The organism is Luteimonas dalianensis, from assembly GCF_049339425.1.
GTDB classification, from domain to species: Bacteria; Pseudomonadota; Gammaproteobacteria; order Xanthomonadales; family Xanthomonadaceae; genus Luteimonas; species Luteimonas dalianensis.
Genome location: NZ_JBMPPO010000006.1, coordinates 167911 through 183446, shown reverse-complemented (window position 1 = coordinate 183446; position 15536 = coordinate 167911). Strand labels below are relative to the sequence as shown.

Below are 15536 nucleotides of genomic sequence, written 5' to 3'. Positions count from 1 at the left end.
GCATGAACGACACACCGGACTACACTCTGGAAATCCAGATCGCGACCCGTTTCCTCGACGAGGAATCCGAGCCCGAGCGCGAGCACTACGTCTTCGCCTACACCATCCGCATCCGCAACCTGGGCCGCCTGCCGGCGCAGCTGGTGAAGCGGCACTGGATCATCACCGACGGCAACGGCAAGGTCGAGGAAGTGCACGGCGACGGCGTGGTCGGCCAGCAGCCCCGGCTGGAGCCGGGCGAGCAGTTCGAATACACCTCCGGCGCGGTGCTGGAGACCGCGGTGGGCAGCATGCAGGGCAGCTACGACATGGTCGGCGACGACGGCACCCACTTCGACGCATCGATCCCGCCCTTCACCCTCGCCGCCCCGCGCACCCTGCACTGAGGCAGGCAACGGCATGGCGATCTGGGCGATTGGCGACCTGCAGGGCTGCTACGGGCCGACCCGGCGGCTGCTGGATCGGATCGGCTTCGATCCGGCCGCCGACACCCTGTGGTTCTGCGGCGACCTGGTCAACCGCGGTGGCCAGTCGCTGGACACCCTGCGCCTGGTGCACTCGCTGCGCGACCACTGCCACGTCGTGCTGGGCAACCACGACCTGTCGCTGCTGGCGATCGCCGAGCGCGACGAGGCCCAGCAGCGGCGGGTGAACCCGGATCTGCGCAGCATCCTGTTCGCGCCCGACCGCGACGAACTGCTGGACTGGCTGCGCGGCCGCCCGCTGCTGCACGCCGACCGCGAGCTGGGCTGGATGATGGTTCACGCCGGCCTCGCCCCCAGCTGGACTACCCGCATGGCCCAGGAGCGGGCGCAGGAGGTCGAACGCCGCCTGCGCAGCAGCGGCCGCCACAAGCTGCTGCGCAACATGTACGGCGACCGCCCGGCCTGGTCGAACGGCCTGCGCGGGGTGGATCGCGAACGGGCGATCATCAACGTGTTCACCCGGATGCGCTATTGCACGCCGCGCGGGCGCATCGCGTTCGACGAAAAAGGAGCGCCGGGCACCCAGGCACCCGGCCTCTACCCTTGGTACGCGGCGCCCGGCCGCGTCGAGCGCGACCTGAAGATCGTCTGCGGGCACTGGTCCACCCTCGGGTTCTTCATCGGCCAGGGCGTGCACGGCCTGGACACCGGCGCGGTCTGGGGCGGAACCCTGACCGCGCTGCAGCTGGACAGCGAGGAGCTGCGGGTGGTGCAGGTGCCGGGGCAGGAAAGCCCGAGCGACTGAGCCGGCGCAGGCTAGCCGGCTTCCACCACCCGCAGGTAATCCACGAACGCGTAGCCGAAGGCGTGGCGGGAATCGGCCGGGTGCGCTTCCCGGCGGGTTTCCACCCAGTCGGCGGCGTCGAACTCCGGAAAGAACGTATCGGCGCCTTCCACCGCCGCGTCCACCAGGGTCAGGTGCATCGCATCGGCACGCGGCAGCAGCAGCCGGTAGACCTGGGCGCCGCCGATCACGCACAGATCGGCCGCCCCCGCCTCGCGCGCCGCCTGCAGCGCCTCGTCCACCGAGGCCACCGCCTCCATCCCGTCGAACGGCACCCGGCCGCCGCGGGTCAGCACCAGGTTGCGGCGGCCGGGCAGCGCGCGGCCGAGTGATTCCGCGGTTTTCCGGCCCATCAGCACCGGCTTGCCCAGGGTCAGCGCCTTGAAGCGCTTCAGGTCGTCGGGAAGCCGCCACGGCAGGTCGTTGTCACGGCCGATGGCGCGGTTGCGATCCATGGCGGCCACCAGGACGACGCGCGGATGCTGCCGCGCGCGATCGCCCGCCGAAACCGTCACCACCGCCGCTCAGACCGCAACCGGCGCCCGGATGGCCGGGTGCGGGTCGTAGCCTTCAATGGCGATGTCGTCGAAACCGAAGGCGAACAGGTCGTCCACCTGCGGATTGAGCACCAGCCGCGGCAGCGCGCGCGGCGCGCGTGAGAGCTGCTCGCGCGCCTGCTCCACGTGGTTGGAGTACAGGTGCGCATCGCCCAGCGTATGCACAAAGTCGCCCACGCCCAGCCCGGTGACCTGCGCCACCATGTGGGTGAGCAGCGCGTAGCTGGCGATGTTGAACGGCACCCCCAGGAAGATATCGCCGCTGCGCTGGTACAGCTGGCAGCTGAGCTTGCCGTCCACCACGTAGAACTGGAACAGCGCATGGCACGGCTGCAGCGCCATGTCCGGCAGCTCGGCCACGTTCCAGGCGCTGACCACCAGCCGGCGCGAATCGGGATTGCGGCGGATCTCGTCCACCACCCAGCGGATCTGGTCGATCTCCCCGCCCTGGCCATCGCCCCAGCGCCGCCACTGCTTGCCGTACACCGGGCCGAGCTCGCCGTGCTCATCCGCCCACTCGTCCCAGATCGAGACCCTGTTGTCCTTCAGGTAGGCGATGTTCGTCTCGCCCTTCAGGAACCACAGCAGCTCGTGGATGATCGAGCGCAGGTGCAGCTTCTTGGTGGTGACCAGCGGAAAGCCTTCGCCCAGGTCGAAGCGCATCTGCCAGCCGAACACGCTGCGCGTGCCGGTGCCGGTGCGATCGCCCTTGTCGGTGCCCTTGTCCAGCACGTGTTCCAGCATGTCCAGGTATTGCCGCATCAGCCTGCCTCCCCCTTGTCAGCCGCCGGCTGCGGCTGCAGCACCGGCGCGCCGCGTGATTTCCACAGCCAGAACAGTCCCAGCGCCACCAGCGGCAGGCTCAGCACCTGGCCCATGGTCAGCCAGCCGAACGCCAGGTAGCCCAGGTGCGCGTCCGGCTCGCGCACGAACTCGACCAGGAACCGGAACACGCCATAGCCCAGCGCGAACAGCCCCGACACCGCATAGCGCGCCCGCGGCCGTCGCGAGTACCACCACAGCACCGCGAACAGCACCAGCCCCTCCAGGAAGGCCTGGTACAGCTGCGAGGGATGGCGCGCGAACGCCTCCAGCGCCCCGCTCTCATGCAGGCCGCGCAGGGTGGCGGCGTCCAGCCCGCGGAACTCCCCGGGCAGCGCGTTGGGGAACACCACGCCCCACGGCCCGTCGGTCGTCTTTCCCCACAGCTCGCCGCCGATCCAGTTGCCGAGCCGGCCCAGCCCCAGCCCCGGCGGCACCAGCGGGGCGACAAAATCCATGGTGTCGAAGAAATGCAGCCGGTGCCTGCGTGACCACCACCAGGCCGCCGCCAGCACGCCCAGCAGCCCGCCGTGGAAGCTCATCCCGCCCTCCCAGGGGCGCAGCAGCATCAGCGGGTCGGCCAGGAAGTCGCCGAACGCATAGAACAGCACGTAGCCGATCCGCCCGCCCAGGATCACGCCGAGCAGGCCGTAGAACATCAGGTCGCCGAACGCGTTCGCGTCCACCCCCGGCAGCCGGCCCTGGCGCACGCGCCGGCTGCCCAGCCACCAGGCCACGGCGAATCCCACCACGTACATCAGCCCGTACCAGTGCACCCGCAGCGGGCCCAGGCCCAGGGCCACCGGATCGATCTGGTGCAGGTAACTCATCGGCCGCGCCCCCTGGTCATCGCCACCAGCGTATCAGCGTGGCATCGGCCGGCGCGGCTCGTCGACCGGCGGCGGCTCGATCCCGCGCCGGCGCATGTCGTTGCGCTTGGCCCACAAGTTGAGGATCTCGACCAGCGCCGAAAAGCCCATCGCGCCGTAGATGTAACCACGCGGGATGTGCAGCTCGAAGCCCTCGGCCACCAGATAGGCGCCGATCAGCACGATGAAGGCCAGGGCCAGCATCTTGACGGTGGGATTGGCGTCGATGAACCGGCCCAGCGGCTGCGCCGCCAGCAGCATCACCGCCACCGCGATCAGGATCGCCACCACCATCACCGGCACGTAGTCGCCGGCCATGCCGACCGCGGCGATCACCGAGTCGAGCGAAAACACGATGTCGATCACCGCGATCTGCGCGATCACCGCGCCGAAGGACACCGCGGCCTTGCCCTTGATGTCGGCCGCATCGTCGTGCTCGACGCTGACCATCTCGCGGATCTCCATGGCGCCCTTCACCAGCAGGAAGAGCCCGCCCAGGATCAGGACCAGGTCCCGCACCGAGATTCCCTGCCCGAACAGCATGAACAAGTCGGTGGTCAGCCGCGCCAGCCACGCCAGCGTCAGCAGCAGCCCGATGCGGGTGATGCAGGCCACCGCGATGCCGAACTTGCGCGCGAACTCGCGCTGCTCGACCGGCAGCTTGCCGACCGCGATCGAGATGAACACGAGGTTGTCGATGCCCAGCACGATCTCGATCGTGCTCAGCGTGAGCAGCAGGATCCACACCTGCGGATCGGTCACCAACTCCATCATTCGGGAAAATTCCTCGATTCGTTGAAAATGTTCTTGTTGTTCAGCCGGTCGCCTGGAGCCAGCGCGGCAGCAGGATCAGCGCCCACACGACGCCGACGTTGAGCATGGCCACGAATACCGCCGCCGATCCCATGTCCTTGGCCCGGCCGACCAGCTGGTGGTGTTCGTTGCCGAAGCGCTCGATCACCGCCTCCAGCGCCGAATTGAGCAGTTCCACCAGCGGCACCAGCAGGCAGCTTCCAAGCAGCAGGGCCCGCTCCACCCCGGTGTCGCCCAGCCACAGCGCCAGCGGCGCGAGCACTGCCAGCAGGTAGACCTCCAGACGGAACGAGGATTCGTGCAGCCACGCGGCGCGGAGCCCCTGCATCGACCAGATCGTCGCCTTGATGATCCGTTCCGGCCTGCGCGGCAGATGCCCGAACTCGTCGGCCATGGGAATGCGGTCAACCTGATCCAAACCGCTATTTTGCCACACTGGAGCCCGCGCCCCGTCAACGCGGCGGCAGGTTTGCAATGCGCCGCCGGCGCTGCTTCACTGGCATCCCCCCTTCACCCGGAAGCGCCGACCCGCATGGAAGCCCACGAGCCCGGACACCCCTCCCCCGTCTCTCTGCAGCCCGACCACCCCGACCACGAGATCCTGACGGAAATGGCCGCCGGCCAGGCCCGGGAAGCGCTTGGAAAGGAGGTGGAGCTCGACCTGCAGGCCGTCGACCGCAGCGGCCACTGGGCGCTGGTACGCGCACGCCTGCGCGACGCCGGCGACGACACGCTGTCACTGCAGGACACGCCGTTCGCTGAACAGGCAGCCGCCGGCGCCACCTCAGACCTGGCAGTGGTGCTGTTCAGGCTGGACGACGGGGAATGGACGGTGGTGGATCAGGCCTTCCTGTCCACGCACGTGGCATGGCTGGACTGGCCCCGCAGCCACGGGGCGCCCAGCCAGCTGCTCGGAATCGGCTGAAAGCCGCCGCGCTCAGCGCGGCGGGGTCAGGATGGTGTAGTTGCCCCAGGCGCCGCCCCAGCTGACCTGCTGGCTGCCATCGGAGTTGATGTTGTTGGAGCCGATGAACCTCGGCTGGCCGTTGGCATCCATGCCGGCGAACAGCACCACGTGCTGGTTGCCCATGTGCACCACGTCACCGGGGCGGGCGTTGGCCAGCGAGACCTGCTGCCAGCCATCGGCGCGCAGGTTGGCAGTCAGGTTCGCCACCGAGGCGCTGGCCTGGCCGGAACTGATCAGCCCCGCCTGCTGCAGGCAGGCCGACACGAAGTTGGCGCAGTTGACGTTGTTGGGCACCCAGCTTTCCATCGGCAGCTCGTCGCTGAACTTCAGCTCCCCGGCGTTGCGGCCGATGAACTGCTCGGCGATGGCCGCGGCGTTGGCTCCGTCCAGCGCAAGCGCAGGGCCTTCAACCGCACCGGTGCCGACCGCGGTGGCCGTCCCCTGTGCCTGCCCGTCGGGCGCGGCGCCGGACACGCGCAGCGAATCCCCGGCATAGATCACGTCGGGATTGGTGATGTGCGGATTCAGTGCCTGGAGCTGCTGGATGGTGCTACCCGCGCGCAGGGCGATCTGCGACAGGGTGTCGCCCCAGCTGATGTTGACCGAACCGATCGCGCTCATTTCGTCTCCGTGTCCGTTGGACTGACAGGCTTTCCGCGAGTCTGGACACCGGCGCCGGGCCCCGCAATCGGGGCTGACCCTTGCTGGGGTTTACCCGAGGGCGGGCGCTCGCGCCGCGGCTATTCGTCGCCGAAGATCGCCGTTCCGCGGCTGCCGTCCGGCCCGACCCAGCCGCGGTACATGCCGGCGGTATTGAACGGCAGCGCGATGTTGCCCTGCGCATCCAGCGCGATCACCCCGCCATCGCCCCCGTGCGCCGGGATCACCTCCATCACCACCGCGTCGGAAGCCTCGGCCAGGCTCGCGCCGCCATAGGCCATCCGCGCGCAGATATCGTGCGCCACCGCGTTGCGGATGAAGAACTCGCCCCAGCCCGTCGCCGACACGCCGCAATTGGCATCGGCCCAGGTGCCGGCGCCGATGATCGGCGAATCGCCCACCCGGCCCCACTTCTTGTTGGTCATCCCGCCGGTCGAAGTGGCCGCAGCGATCCGTCCCTGCGCATCCAGCGCCACCGCCCCCACGGTGCCGAAATACCGCCCGCGCAGCTCCGCCGCGCCCGCCTGCCGATCCCCGGCCTCGCGCTGCCGGGCGCGCTCAAGCTGCCCGCGCCTCACCTCGGTATCGAACCAGTCGTTCGGCACCCGCTCCAGGTCGGCGTGGTCGTCCGCGAAACGCTCCGCGCCCGCGCCCATCAGCATCACGTGCGGCGACTGCTCCATCACCCGGCGCGCCAGCCGGATCGGATTGCGCACCGTGGTCACCGACGCCACCGCGCCCGCCTGGCGAGCGTCGCTGGACATGATCGACGCATCCAGCTCATGGCGCCCCTCGGCGTTGAACACCGCGCCCTTGCCCGCGTTGAAGCGCGGCTCTTCCTCCAGCGACACCACTGCCGCCTCCACCGCATCCAGCGCGCTACCGCCGCGCGCAAGCACCGCATGGCCGGCATCCAGCGCCGCGTCCAGCGCGGCGCGGATCTCGCGCTCGTCCCCGGCACTCATCGATGCGCGCTCGATGACCCCGGCACCGCCGTGGATCACCAGCGCGGTGGGCGACACGGCTTCGTCTTGTGCGGTTGCGGTCATTGCCGTGGCCGCGAGCAGCAGGAACGTCAGAAAACGCATGCGTCCAACTCCATCCGAAACCCCGGAGGATACCGAAGCCATCGCGAAGTTTAAGGGGCCGGAGGGGTAGCCCCTGGCGGGACTGTCGGCGACATGGACGTCGCCGACAAGCCTCCATGGACGGATTCACGGCGTGTCCCGCCAGGGGCTACCCCTCCGGCCCGCCCGCGTGGCATCAGCTCTGATGTTCCGACCGAAGCACGCAGTAAAGCCCGAGTTCACGCGGTTTCGCGCGCATGGCGCGCTCCTACTGGCGCAGCGCTTCGATGGGATCCAGCTGGGAGGCCTTGCGGGCGGGGTAGTAGCCGAAGAACAGGCCGGTGGCGATCGAAAAACCCGCCGCCAGCCCGATCACCTGGCCGTTGAGCTGCACCGGCAGCGCGCCCAGCCGGCCCACCAGCAGCGCACCTACCACCCCCAGCGCAATCCCGACCGCGCCGCCGACCAGCGAAATCAGCATCGCCTCGGCCAGGAACTGACGGCGCACCGCCGAAGGCCCGGCGCCCACCGCCATCCGCAGCCCGATCTCGCGGATCCGCTCGGTCACCGACACCAGCATGATGTTCATGATCCCGATCCCGCCCACGATCAGCGAAATCGTCGCCACCGCGCCCAGCAGCAGCGACATCAGCCGCGTCGTCGCCGTGCGCGCCGCCACGATCTCGGAGATGTTGCGCACCACGAAATCATCGTCCTCGCCCGGCCCGATCCGGTGGCGCTGGCGCAGCAGCCCCTCCACCTCGGTCTGCACGTAGCCCAGGTCGTCCGCATCGACCACCGTCAGCGCGATCGACATCACCGCCTTGGGCGGCACCGCCGAGGAGCCCAGCAGCCGCCGGCGCCCGGTCTCCAGCGGCACCATCATCACGTCGTCCTGATCCTGGCCCCAGCCGCCCTGGCCCTTCGGCTCCAGCACCCCGGTCACCGTGAACAGCGCGCGCCCCAGCCGCACCGTCTCGCCGATGCCCGGCTGGTCGCCGAACAGTTCGCGGCGCACCGTCTCGCCCAGGATCACCACGTTGGACGAACCGCCGTAGTCCTGCGGCTGGAAGAACTCGCCGTCCGCAAGCTGCCAGGCGTTGATCTCGAAATAGTCCGGCTCCACGCCCTGCCAGCTCGCCGCCCAGTTGTTCTCCGCGAACACCACCTGGGCGTTGCCGCGCAGCGAACCGGACACGTACTGCACCTCCGGGATCTCGTTGCGGATCGCGTCCGAGTCGCCCTGGTACAGGGTGTAGCGGCTGCCCGCCCCCATCCGCGCGCCGCCCGGCCCGCGCTGCGCGGCCGATGAAATATCCAGCCGCTGCGAACCCAGCCCGGACACCAGGCTGTCGATCTCCGACTGCGTGCCCTGGCCCACCGACACCATCACGATCACCGCCGCGATGCCGATGATCACGCCCAGCGAAGTCAGCGCGCTGCGCACCCAGTTGCCGCGCAGCGCATGGATCGCGGTGCGCAGGACGTCGGCGTTGGTCATGGCCCGGCCTCCTCTTGGAGCTGCTCGTGCAGCTCGCCGTCGTGGATCATGAAGATGCGGTCGGCGTGCGCCGCCACCTCGGCGTCATGGGTGATCAGCACCACCGTATGGCCGTCGTCGCGCAGCTGCTTGAACAGCGCCAGAATCTCCGCGCCGGTCTTCGAATCCAGCGCGCCGGTCGGCTCGTCCGCCAGCAGGATCGGCGGCCGGTTGATCAGCGCCCGCGCGATCGCCACCCGCTGCTGCTGGCCGCCGGACATCTCGTTGGGCCGATGCCCGGCGCGCTCGCCCAGCCCCACCGCCTCCAGCGCCTGGAACGCCAGCTCCTGGCGCTCCTCGGGCGGTACCTCGGCATACACCAGCGGCATCGCCACGTTGTCCTGCGCGGTCATGCGCGGCAGCAGGTGGAAGCCCTGGAACACGAAGCCGATCCTGTCGCGGCGCAGCGCCGCCAGCTCCTCCGCGTCCAGCGTGGACACATCGATGCCATCGCACAGGTAGGTGCCGCTGCTGGGCGTGTCCAGGCAGCCGATCAGGTTCATCAGGGTGGATTTGCCCGACCCCGACGGCCCCATGATGGCCACGAACTCGCCCTGCCCGATCCGCAGGTCGGCATTGCGCAGCGCGACCACCTCCGCCTGGGTGCCGGGCGAGTACACCTTGCCCAGGCCGTGCGCCTCGATGACCGGCACCTGGCTCACTGCGGCGCCCGCTCGCCGGTGACAATCACGTCGCCCTCGGCGATATCACCGGCAATCTCGGTATTGCTGCCGTCGCTGGCACCAATCCGCACCAGCACCGCCTGCGGCGCATTGCCGGCCAGCCGGTACAGCGGCGCGAAGCGCGCGTTGCCGATCGCCAGCAGTTCGCGCTCCCAGCGCGCGCGCTGCTCCTCGCCGAGGCTGGCGCTGAACTGCGCGAAGTCCTGCTGGTAGCGCTGCACCAGGCGCTGGCGCATCTGCGCCTGCATGCCGGCACCGCCGCCGCTGCGGCGCATTCCACCGCCGAACATGCCCGGGGTTCCGCTGGCCGGCGCGGCCTGGCGGGCGCTGGCCCGGGCCTGGATCTCGCCCATGGCCTGGTCGAAGGCCGCCTGCTGGGCGCCATCCAGCTCCAGGGTGCCGGCAATGCGCTGCAGCTCATCGGCCATGCCGTTGCGGGCCCCGCCCTGCCCGCCCGCGCGCGCGGCGGTGTCCGAGGGCTGGTAGCGCAGCGCCGCGTTGGACACCACCAGCACGTCGTCGCGGCGGCTGACCTCGATCTCTGCGTTCACGGTCAGCCCCGGCAGCAGGGTGCCGTCGGAGTTGTCCACGCCCACCATCACCGGGTAGGTGATCACGTTGCTGGTGTCGGTGGCCGCCAGGCGCACCTGCAGCACCTCGCCGCGGAACTGGCGGCCCTGGAACGCATCCACCGTGAACGACACCTGCTGCCCCACCTCGACCTGGCCGATGTCGGCCTCGTCCACCGCCAGCTCGATCTGCATCTTCGACAGATCCTCGGCGATGGTGAACAGCTCCGGTGCCTGCAGGCTGGCCGCCACGGTCTGGCCCGGCTCGATGGTGCGGGTCAGCACCACGCCGTCCACCGGCGAGCGGATCACGGTGCGATCCAGGTTGACCTGGGTGGTGCGCGTTGAAGCGCTCTGCTGGCGGATCTGGGCCTGCGCGGAGGCGACCTGGGCACGCGCCTGGTCGCGCGCGGCGCGGGCCAGGTCGATGTCGCTGCGCGACACCAGCTGCCGCTCGCCCAGGCCGGCCTTGCGCTGGTAATCGGCCTCGGCATTGGCCAGCGAGGCCTGGGCCTGGGCCAGCGAGGCGCGGGCGCTGGCGATCTGCGCGTTGCCCTGCTCGATCTGCGCCTGGTAGCTGCTCGGATCGATGCGCGCGATCACCTGATCCTTCTGCACCGTGTCGTTGAAGTCGACCAGCACGTCGGTGACCTGGCCGGAGATCTGGCTGCCCACCACCACGGTGGAAGTGGCGCTGAGGCTGCCGGTGGCCGAGATCGCCACCCGGATGTTGCCGCGCTCGACCTGGGTCGTGCGCCAGGCCCCCTCGTCAGCCGCGCTGCCGCGCTGCTGCCAGAACCACCAGCCGGCGGCGACGGCAAGCACCACCGCGACGATCACCACCGGACGGGAAAGGCCACGGCGCGCGGGGCGTGGACGGACAGGCTTGCGGGAGGGCTGGCTCATTGCTGGTTCGGAACCGGAAAGTGGGAGTTACCATGGGAACGCCCACCGCACGCCGGCGTTGACACCGGCCCGCAACACTTCGTGAACCAGCCCGCTCAGCCGGCGAAACGGATCTCGGCGACGGTTCCCTCGCCGGCCGCGCTGTCCAGCACCACCGGCCAGCCGAAACGCTCGCCCAGGCGGCGCACGATGGACAGGCCCATGCCCTTGCCACCGGCGCGGAACTGGTCCGCACGGTAGAACGGGTCGAACACCCGCTGCAGGGTGCCCGGGGACATGCCGATGCCGGTATCGCGGATCGTCACCCGATCCTGGCCGACCTCCACCTCGATCACCCCTTCCTCGGTGAACACGCAGGCGTTGTTGAGCAGGTTGCCCACCATCACCCCGAGCACCCGGGGCGGGGCCGAGATCAGCGGATCGCCATCGCCGGTCATCCGCAGCTCCACCGGCTTGCCGGCGACCAGCGGCTGGGCCCGCTCGACCTCCTCCTCGACCACCTCGCGCACCCGGAACTCCTCGCCCTGGGGCTCGACATCGGCATCGCGGGCCAGGATCAGGAACGCGTCGATCACCGCCTCCATGTCCCGCCCGGACGCCTGGATGCGCTGCAGCGAGCGGCGCGAACGCTCCGGGGTTTCCGGATCGGCCAGCAGCATGTCGCTGGCCACCCTGATCACCGTCAGCGGCGTGCGCAGCTCATGGCTGGCATCGCGGGTGAAGTCACGCTCGCGCTGCACCAGCGCCCGCACCCGCGTGGTCAGGTCACGCAGGGCGCGGCTGAGCTGGCGCACCTCGCTGCCGACCTCGCCGGGCCCGCGCTGCGGATCGAGCATTTCGGTGTCCGCACTTTCCAGGTTCCAGTCCGACACCTGGCTGGCCAGCCAGGTCACCGGCATCACCAGCCGTCGGGTGGCGCGGTAGCTCAGCCAGCTGACCAGGATCAGTCCCAGCGTGCCCGCCAGCGCGAACACCAGCGTCGCCCCCCACAGCACCCGCTTGGCATGGGCGAACGACATGTCCACGTAGACCGAACCTTCCGGCCGCGCCTCCACCCGCACATGGCGGTCGAAACCGGGCAGGTCATGGTTGCCCGGCGCCAGCCGCAGCTCGGGCGGAACGCTTTCGATGGCCCCGCCCGCGGGCACGAACCAGGCCCTTACCCGATCGGTCTTTGCCGGCACGTAGCCGGGATTGGCCTCGCGCGCGGCCCAGAACTCCTCGGCCTGCGACTGCAGCCTGGCATCGATCAGCACCTGCAGCGCCCAGACCCCGCCGGACACGATCGCGGCCACCAGCACCAGGCTGGCGAGCGCCGCCTGGATGATGAACCTGCGGCGCAGCCGGCGCGGAAGACCCTGTGGCATGTGCGGATGCGCCGACGCCCGGTCAGGCCGGCGACTGCTCGATGTCGGCGATCCGGTAGCCCGCGCTCTGCACCGTGTGCAGCAGCGGCCGGTCGAACGGCTTGTCGATGGTCTTGCGCAGGTTGTACAGGTGGCTGCGCAGGGTGTCCGAATCGGGCAGGCTGTTGCCCCAGATCTCGCGCTCGATCTCCTGCCGGCTCACCACCCGCGGCGACTCGCGCATGAGGATGGTCAGCAGCTTCAGGCCGATCGGCGAAAGCTGCAGCTCCTGGCCGGCGCGGGTGGCGCGCAGGCTGGCCGGATCCAGCACCAGGTCGGCCACCTTCAGCACCTCCGAACCCACCTGGCGGCGCTCGCGGCGGATCAGTGCCCGCAGCCGCGCCTCCAGCTCCTGGATCGCGAACGGCTTGGTCAGGTAGTCGTCGGCGCCCGACTCCAGCCCGGTCAGCTTCTCGTCCAGGGTGTCGCGCGCGGTGAGCATCAGCACCGGGGTGGACTTGCGCGCTTCCTCGCGCAGCCGCCGGCAGACCTCGATCCCGTCCAGCCGCGGCAGCATCAGATCCAGCACGATGACGTCGTAGCTGTTCTCCGAGGCCAGCCGGTAGCCGTCCAGGCCATCGGCCGCATAGTCGACCTCGAACCCCCTGCCCTCCAGGTACTCACCCACCATTTCGGAAATGTTGCGATTGTCTTCGACGATCAGGATCAATCCGCCCGGTTCCTGGGTTCCGCGCATAAGAGCGACTCCAACGATTGGAATGGAAAAACGACAGGGAACCCGGCAGGCTCCCTTCAGCTTTGTGAAACATGCCGGGATGCCGGTGCAGGCGCCGTGAAGACGCTGTTACCCGAAGCGCTCCGCACGCCGGGCCCGCCGTTGGCAGGCCGCTCAAAGGACGGGGATCAGAACGGGATCTTCCCCGACAGGATGTCCTTGAACATCACCCAGTCCCCCATGAACGAATAGACCGGGTGCCGGAACGTCGCCGGCCGGTTCTTCTCGAAGAAGAAGTGCCCCACCCAGGCGAAGCCGTAGCCGCACACCAGCGCCGCCAGCAGCCACCAGGCATTGAGCTCGCGTATCGCCAGCACCACCAGCAGCAGCACGCCGCAGCTGCCGATGAAATGCAGCCGCCGCGAGGTGCGGTTGGAGTGCTCCTGCAGATAGAACGGATAGAACTCGCGGAAGCTGGAAAACCGGCTCATCGTCCCGTCCCTTCCCCTTGTTTCACGCGCGCCCAGTATGCCTCATGCGCCTGCAGCGGCAGGTCGGCCAGCGTGGTTCCCTCATCGGCGGCCAGCGCCTCCATCGCCCGGAACCGGCGCTCGAACTTCAGGTTGGCCCTGCGCAGCGCCGACCCCACGTCCACCCGCGCGTGCCGGGCCAGGTTCGCCGCCACGAACAGCAGGTCGCCGACCTCTTCTTCCAGGCGATCTCGCGCCGCGGCGTCGCCGGGCTGCGCGGCCACCGCATCCAGCTCCGCGCGCACCTCGTCGATCTCCTCGTGCAGCTTGTCGATCACCGGGCCCGGGCCGGGCCAGTCGAATCCGGTGCGGGCGGCGCGGTTCTGCAGCTTCATCGCCCGCATCCACTCCGGCATTCCCCGCGACACGCCGGCCAGCGCCGAACGGTCGGTCTCGCCGCGCGCCTCGCGCTCGCGCCGCTTGTGTTCCTCCCACTCGCGGGTCTGCGCCCGGGCATCGGCCACGTCCGCACCGCCGAACACGTGCGGATGGCGGCTGACCATCTTGTCGCAGATCGCATCCACCACGTCGCCGAAGGCGAAGTGCTCCGCCTCCTCGGCCATGCGCGCATGGAACACCACCTGCAGCAGCAGGTCGCCCAGCTCCCCGCGCAGGTCGTCCATGTCGCCCCGGTCGATCGCGTCGGCGACCTCGTAGGCCTCCTCGACCGTGTACGGCGCGATGCTGGCGAAGTCCTGCTCCAGATCCCACGGGCAGCCGCCGTCGGGGTCGCGCAGGCGGGCCATGATGTCGATCAGGTTGCGGATGTCACCGCGATCGGCACTGCTCATCCGGAAAGCCTCCTGTCTTCTGTAGGAGCGCGCCATGCGCGCCCCTACCGCGGTGAAGTCGCCCCGACCCAGTCGCGCCACGGCAGCGACGGGTCGCCGAGGGCGATGAAGTCGCCGTTGAGGATGGTCTGGCGCTGGTTGTAGCGGAAGGGGCGGCCGGCCGGGTCGACCAGGATGCCGCCGGCACCCTCCAGGATCGCCTGCCCCGCCGCCGTGTCCCACTCGCTGGTCGGCCCGAACCGCGGATACACGTCCATCCGCCCCTCCGCCAGCCAGCAGAACTTCAGCGACGAGCCCAGCGCGACCGGATCGATGTCCCCGATCCGCGCCATCAGCGCCTCCGTCCGTCCGTCACGATGCGAACGGCTGGCGGCCACCCGCAGCGGGCCCGGCGCGTCCCCCCGGCCCGCGTGCAGCGCCCGATCGCTGGCGCCCTCGCGCATCCACGCGCCTCGCCCCGGCGCGCCGAACCACAGCGTCCCGGTCACCGGCTGCTGGATCACCCCGAACGTCGCCACTCCGTCCTCGATCAGCGCGATGTTCACGCTGAACTCGCCGTTGCGCTTGACGAACTCGCGGGTGCCGTCCAGCGGATCCACCAGCCACAGCCGCGGCCAGCGCAGCCGCTCGGCCGCCGCCACCTCGTGCGCGCACTCTTCCGACAGCACCGGGATATCCGGCGTCAGCGCGCGCAGCCCGTCGACGATCAGGTGGTGGGCCGCCATGTCCGCCGCCGTCACCGGCGACGCGTCGTCCTTGCTCTCGACCTCGAACGCGCCGGCGTAGACCTCCAGGATCGCCGCCGCGGCCTGGCGGGCGATGTCGATCACGCCTTCGCGGACGGCCTCAGCGACCGGCATGGTGGCGCAGGTATTCGCGGACGATGAACAGCGCGGCGATCGAGCGGCCTTCGGAGAACTCCTCGCGCAGCACCAGCTCGTGCAGCGCGTCCAGCTTCCACGGCACCACCTCCAGCTCCTCCGGCTCGTCGCCGGGCAGGCGCTCGGGATACAGGTCGCGCGCCAGCACCAGGTGGGTCTGGTGACTCATGTAGGTCGGCGCCAGGGTGAGCTGGCGCAGCACCTGGACGCTTCGCGCCCCGTAGCCGGCCTCTTCCTTCAGCTCGCGGTCGGCCGCCTGCTCGGGCGTCTCGCCGGCGTCGATCCGGCCCTTCACCAGGCCCAGCTCGTAGCGGTGCAGGCCGGCGGCGTACTCGCGCACGAGCAGTACTGTTTCGTTGTCGAGCATCGGCACCACCGCCACCGCGCCGTGACCGCGCCCGTGCACGCGCTCGTAGCGGCGGCGCTCGCCGTTGCTGAACTCCAGGTCCAGCCGCTCCATGCGGTACGGCCCGGCGTCGTGCTCGCTGACCGAGTGGATGATCGGCAGGCGGCGGCTCATCGGCGCGGGC

Annotated in this window: 18 protein-coding genes and 1 pseudogene; 3 read left to right on the top strand and 16 right to left on the bottom strand. The window is 69.9% G+C overall.

Annotated features, from left to right (window positions below; genetic code table 11):
- Window positions 1-2 precede the first annotated feature (2 nt).
- Together apaG and ACOZ90_RS10470 are read left to right on the top strand one after the other, a co-directional pair.
- Window positions 3-386 carry a Co2+/Mg2+ efflux protein ApaG gene (gene apaG, locus ACOZ90_RS10475; protein ID WP_422893596.1) on the top strand — a complete coding sequence of 128 codons (384 nt, stop codon included), beginning with the start codon at window positions 3-5 and terminating at the stop codon, window positions 384-386.
- Between the two features lie 13 nt (window positions 387-399).
- Window positions 400-1336 (top strand): annotated as a pseudogene (locus tag ACOZ90_RS10470) (symmetrical bis(5'-nucleosyl)-tetraphosphatase); the annotation flags it as partial.
- On the opposite strand, the gene ACOZ90_RS10465 reads toward ACOZ90_RS10470, so the two are convergent.
- The 5 genes from ACOZ90_RS10465 to ACOZ90_RS10445 all read right to left on the bottom strand — a co-directional run bounded on the left by ACOZ90_RS10465 (window position 1242) and on the right by ACOZ90_RS10445 (window position 4724).
- A complete protein-coding gene (locus ACOZ90_RS10465) occupies window positions 1242-1724 on the bottom strand; it encodes a dihydrofolate reductase (RefSeq protein WP_422893595.1) in 483 nt (160 codons plus the stop codon). The pseudogene ACOZ90_RS10470 and the gene ACOZ90_RS10465 overlap by 95 nt on opposite strands.
- Window positions 1725-1793: 69 nt before the next feature.
- Window positions 1794-2588: a thymidylate synthase gene (locus ACOZ90_RS10460; RefSeq protein WP_422893594.1), complete on the bottom strand. Its 795-nt coding sequence runs from the start codon at window positions 2586-2588 to the stop codon at window positions 1794-1796.
- Window positions 2588-3478, bottom strand: a complete 891-nt coding sequence (gene lgt / locus ACOZ90_RS10455) for a prolipoprotein diacylglyceryl transferase (RefSeq protein WP_422893593.1) — start codon at window positions 3476-3478, stop codon at window positions 2588-2590. The genes ACOZ90_RS10460 and lgt overlap by 1 nt, the downstream gene beginning before the upstream one ends.
- A gap of 33 nt (window positions 3479-3511) precedes the next feature.
- Window positions 3512-4291, bottom strand: a complete 780-nt coding sequence (locus tag ACOZ90_RS10450) for a TerC family protein (RefSeq protein ID WP_422893592.1) — start codon at window positions 4289-4291, stop codon at window positions 3512-3514.
- A 40-nt stretch (window positions 4292-4331) separates the two neighbouring features.
- Window positions 4332-4724 (bottom strand): diacylglycerol kinase, encoded by a 393-nt coding sequence (locus ACOZ90_RS10445; protein ID WP_422893673.1) that lies wholly within the window; start codon window positions 4722-4724, stop codon window positions 4332-4334.
- A 138-nt stretch (window positions 4725-4862) separates the two neighbouring features.
- On the opposite strand from ACOZ90_RS10445, the gene ACOZ90_RS10440 reads away from it, so the two are divergent.
- Window positions 4863-5255 (top strand): hypothetical protein, encoded by a 393-nt coding sequence (locus tag ACOZ90_RS10440; protein WP_422893591.1) that lies wholly within the window; start codon window positions 4863-4865, stop codon window positions 5253-5255.
- Window positions 5256-5267: 12 nt separating this feature from the next.
- On the opposite strand, the gene ACOZ90_RS10435 is transcribed toward ACOZ90_RS10440, so the two are convergent.
- The 11 genes from ACOZ90_RS10435 to nudE form a co-directional block, all read right to left on the bottom strand.
- On the bottom strand, window positions 5268-5918 hold the full coding sequence (locus ACOZ90_RS10435; RefSeq protein ID WP_422893590.1) for a LysM peptidoglycan-binding domain-containing protein: 651 nt from the start codon (window positions 5916-5918) through the stop codon (window positions 5268-5270).
- Between the two features lie 119 nt (window positions 5919-6037).
- Complete coding sequence (locus tag ACOZ90_RS10430; protein WP_422893589.1) at window positions 6038-7045, bottom strand: isoaspartyl peptidase/L-asparaginase family protein; 1008 nt, start codon at window positions 7043-7045, stop codon at window positions 6038-6040.
- Between the two features lie 247 nt (window positions 7046-7292).
- Entirely contained in the window at window positions 7293-8525 is a 1233-nt protein-coding gene (locus ACOZ90_RS10425) for an ABC transporter permease (RefSeq protein WP_422893588.1), read from the bottom strand.
- Entirely contained in the window at window positions 8522-9226 is a 705-nt protein-coding gene (locus ACOZ90_RS10420) for an ABC transporter ATP-binding protein (protein WP_422893587.1), read from the bottom strand. The genes ACOZ90_RS10425 and ACOZ90_RS10420 overlap by 4 nt, the downstream gene beginning before the upstream one ends.
- A complete protein-coding gene (locus ACOZ90_RS10415) occupies window positions 9223-10722 on the bottom strand; it encodes an efflux RND transporter periplasmic adaptor subunit (RefSeq protein WP_422893586.1) in 1500 nt (499 codons plus the stop codon). Before ACOZ90_RS10415 ends, ACOZ90_RS10420 begins: the two co-directional genes overlap by 4 nt.
- A gap of 95 nt (window positions 10723-10817) precedes the next feature.
- On the bottom strand, window positions 10818-12089 hold the full coding sequence (locus ACOZ90_RS10410; RefSeq protein WP_422893585.1) for a sensor histidine kinase: 1272 nt from the start codon (window positions 12087-12089) through the stop codon (window positions 10818-10820).
- Window positions 12090-12111: 22 nt separating this feature from the next.
- A complete protein-coding gene (locus ACOZ90_RS10405) occupies window positions 12112-12825 on the bottom strand; it encodes a response regulator transcription factor (protein WP_422893584.1) in 714 nt (237 codons plus the stop codon).
- Between the two features lie 167 nt (window positions 12826-12992).
- Complete coding sequence (locus tag ACOZ90_RS10400) at window positions 12993-13295, bottom strand: Mpo1-like protein (RefSeq protein WP_422893583.1); 303 nt, start codon at window positions 13293-13295, stop codon at window positions 12993-12995.
- Window positions 13292-14125 (bottom strand): nucleoside triphosphate pyrophosphohydrolase, encoded by an 834-nt coding sequence (gene mazG, locus ACOZ90_RS10395; RefSeq protein WP_422893582.1) that lies wholly within the window; start codon window positions 14123-14125, stop codon window positions 13292-13294. The genes ACOZ90_RS10400 and mazG overlap by 4 nt, the downstream gene beginning before the upstream one ends.
- A 44-nt stretch (window positions 14126-14169) precedes the next feature.
- Window positions 14170-14985: a 3'(2'),5'-bisphosphate nucleotidase CysQ gene (gene cysQ / locus ACOZ90_RS10390; RefSeq protein ID WP_422893581.1), complete on the bottom strand. Its 816-nt coding sequence runs from the start codon at window positions 14983-14985 to the stop codon at window positions 14170-14172.
- Complete coding sequence (gene nudE / locus ACOZ90_RS10385; RefSeq protein ID WP_422893580.1) at window positions 14972-15526, bottom strand: ADP compounds hydrolase NudE; 555 nt, start codon at window positions 15524-15526, stop codon at window positions 14972-14974. Before nudE ends, cysQ begins: the two co-directional genes overlap by 14 nt.
- Window positions 15527-15536 lie beyond the last annotated feature (10 nt).

What these genes read in the sequence shown, in the direction of transcription:
- apaG (WP_422893596.1), top strand. Translation starts at nt 3, where the DNA reads ATGAACGACACACCGGACTACACTCTGGAAATCCAGATCGCGACCCGT.
- ACOZ90_RS10430 (WP_422893589.1), bottom strand. Translation starts at nt 7,045, where the DNA reads ATGCGTTTTCTGACGTTCCTGCTGCTCGCGGCCACGGCAATGACCGCA.
- ACOZ90_RS10445 (WP_422893673.1), bottom strand. Translation starts at nt 4,724, where the DNA reads ATGGCCGACGAGTTCGGGCATCTGCCGCGCAGGCCGGAACGGATCATC.
- ACOZ90_RS10450 (WP_422893592.1), bottom strand. Translation starts at nt 4,291, where the DNA reads ATGATGGAGTTGGTGACCGATCCGCAGGTGTGGATCCTGCTGCTCACG.
- ACOZ90_RS10440 (WP_422893591.1), top strand. Translation starts at nt 4,863, where the DNA reads ATGGAAGCCCACGAGCCCGGACACCCCTCCCCCGTCTCTCTGCAGCCC.
- ACOZ90_RS10425 (WP_422893588.1), bottom strand. Translation starts at nt 8,525, where the DNA reads ATGACCAACGCCGACGTCCTGCGCACCGCGATCCATGCGCTGCGCGGC.
- ACOZ90_RS10465 (WP_422893595.1), bottom strand. Translation starts at nt 1,724, where the DNA reads ATGGATCGCAACCGCGCCATCGGCCGTGACAACGACCTGCCGTGGCGG.
- nudE (WP_422893580.1), bottom strand. Translation starts at nt 15,526, where the DNA reads ATGAGCCGCCGCCTGCCGATCATCCACTCGGTCAGCGAGCACGACGCC.
- ACOZ90_RS10410 (WP_422893585.1), bottom strand. Translation starts at nt 12,089, where the DNA reads ATGCCACAGGGTCTTCCGCGCCGGCTGCGCCGCAGGTTCATCATCCAG.
- mazG (WP_422893582.1), bottom strand. Translation starts at nt 14,125, where the DNA reads ATGAGCAGTGCCGATCGCGGTGACATCCGCAACCTGATCGACATCATG.
- ACOZ90_RS10435 (WP_422893590.1), bottom strand. Translation starts at nt 5,918, where the DNA reads ATGAGCGCGATCGGTTCGGTCAACATCAGCTGGGGCGACACCCTGTCG.
- cysQ (WP_422893581.1), bottom strand. Translation starts at nt 14,985, where the DNA reads ATGCCGGTCGCTGAGGCCGTCCGCGAAGGCGTGATCGACATCGCCCGC.
- lgt (WP_422893593.1), bottom strand. Translation starts at nt 3,478, where the DNA reads ATGAGTTACCTGCACCAGATCGATCCGGTGGCCCTGGGCCTGGGCCCG.
- ACOZ90_RS10415 (WP_422893586.1), bottom strand. Translation starts at nt 10,722, where the DNA reads ATGAGCCAGCCCTCCCGCAAGCCTGTCCGTCCACGCCCCGCGCGCCGT.
- ACOZ90_RS10400 (WP_422893583.1), bottom strand. Translation starts at nt 13,295, where the DNA reads ATGAGCCGGTTTTCCAGCTTCCGCGAGTTCTATCCGTTCTATCTGCAG.
- ACOZ90_RS10405 (WP_422893584.1), bottom strand. Translation starts at nt 12,825, where the DNA reads ATGCGCGGAACCCAGGAACCGGGCGGATTGATCCTGATCGTCGAAGAC.
- ACOZ90_RS10460 (WP_422893594.1), bottom strand. Translation starts at nt 2,588, where the DNA reads ATGCGGCAATACCTGGACATGCTGGAACACGTGCTGGACAAGGGCACC.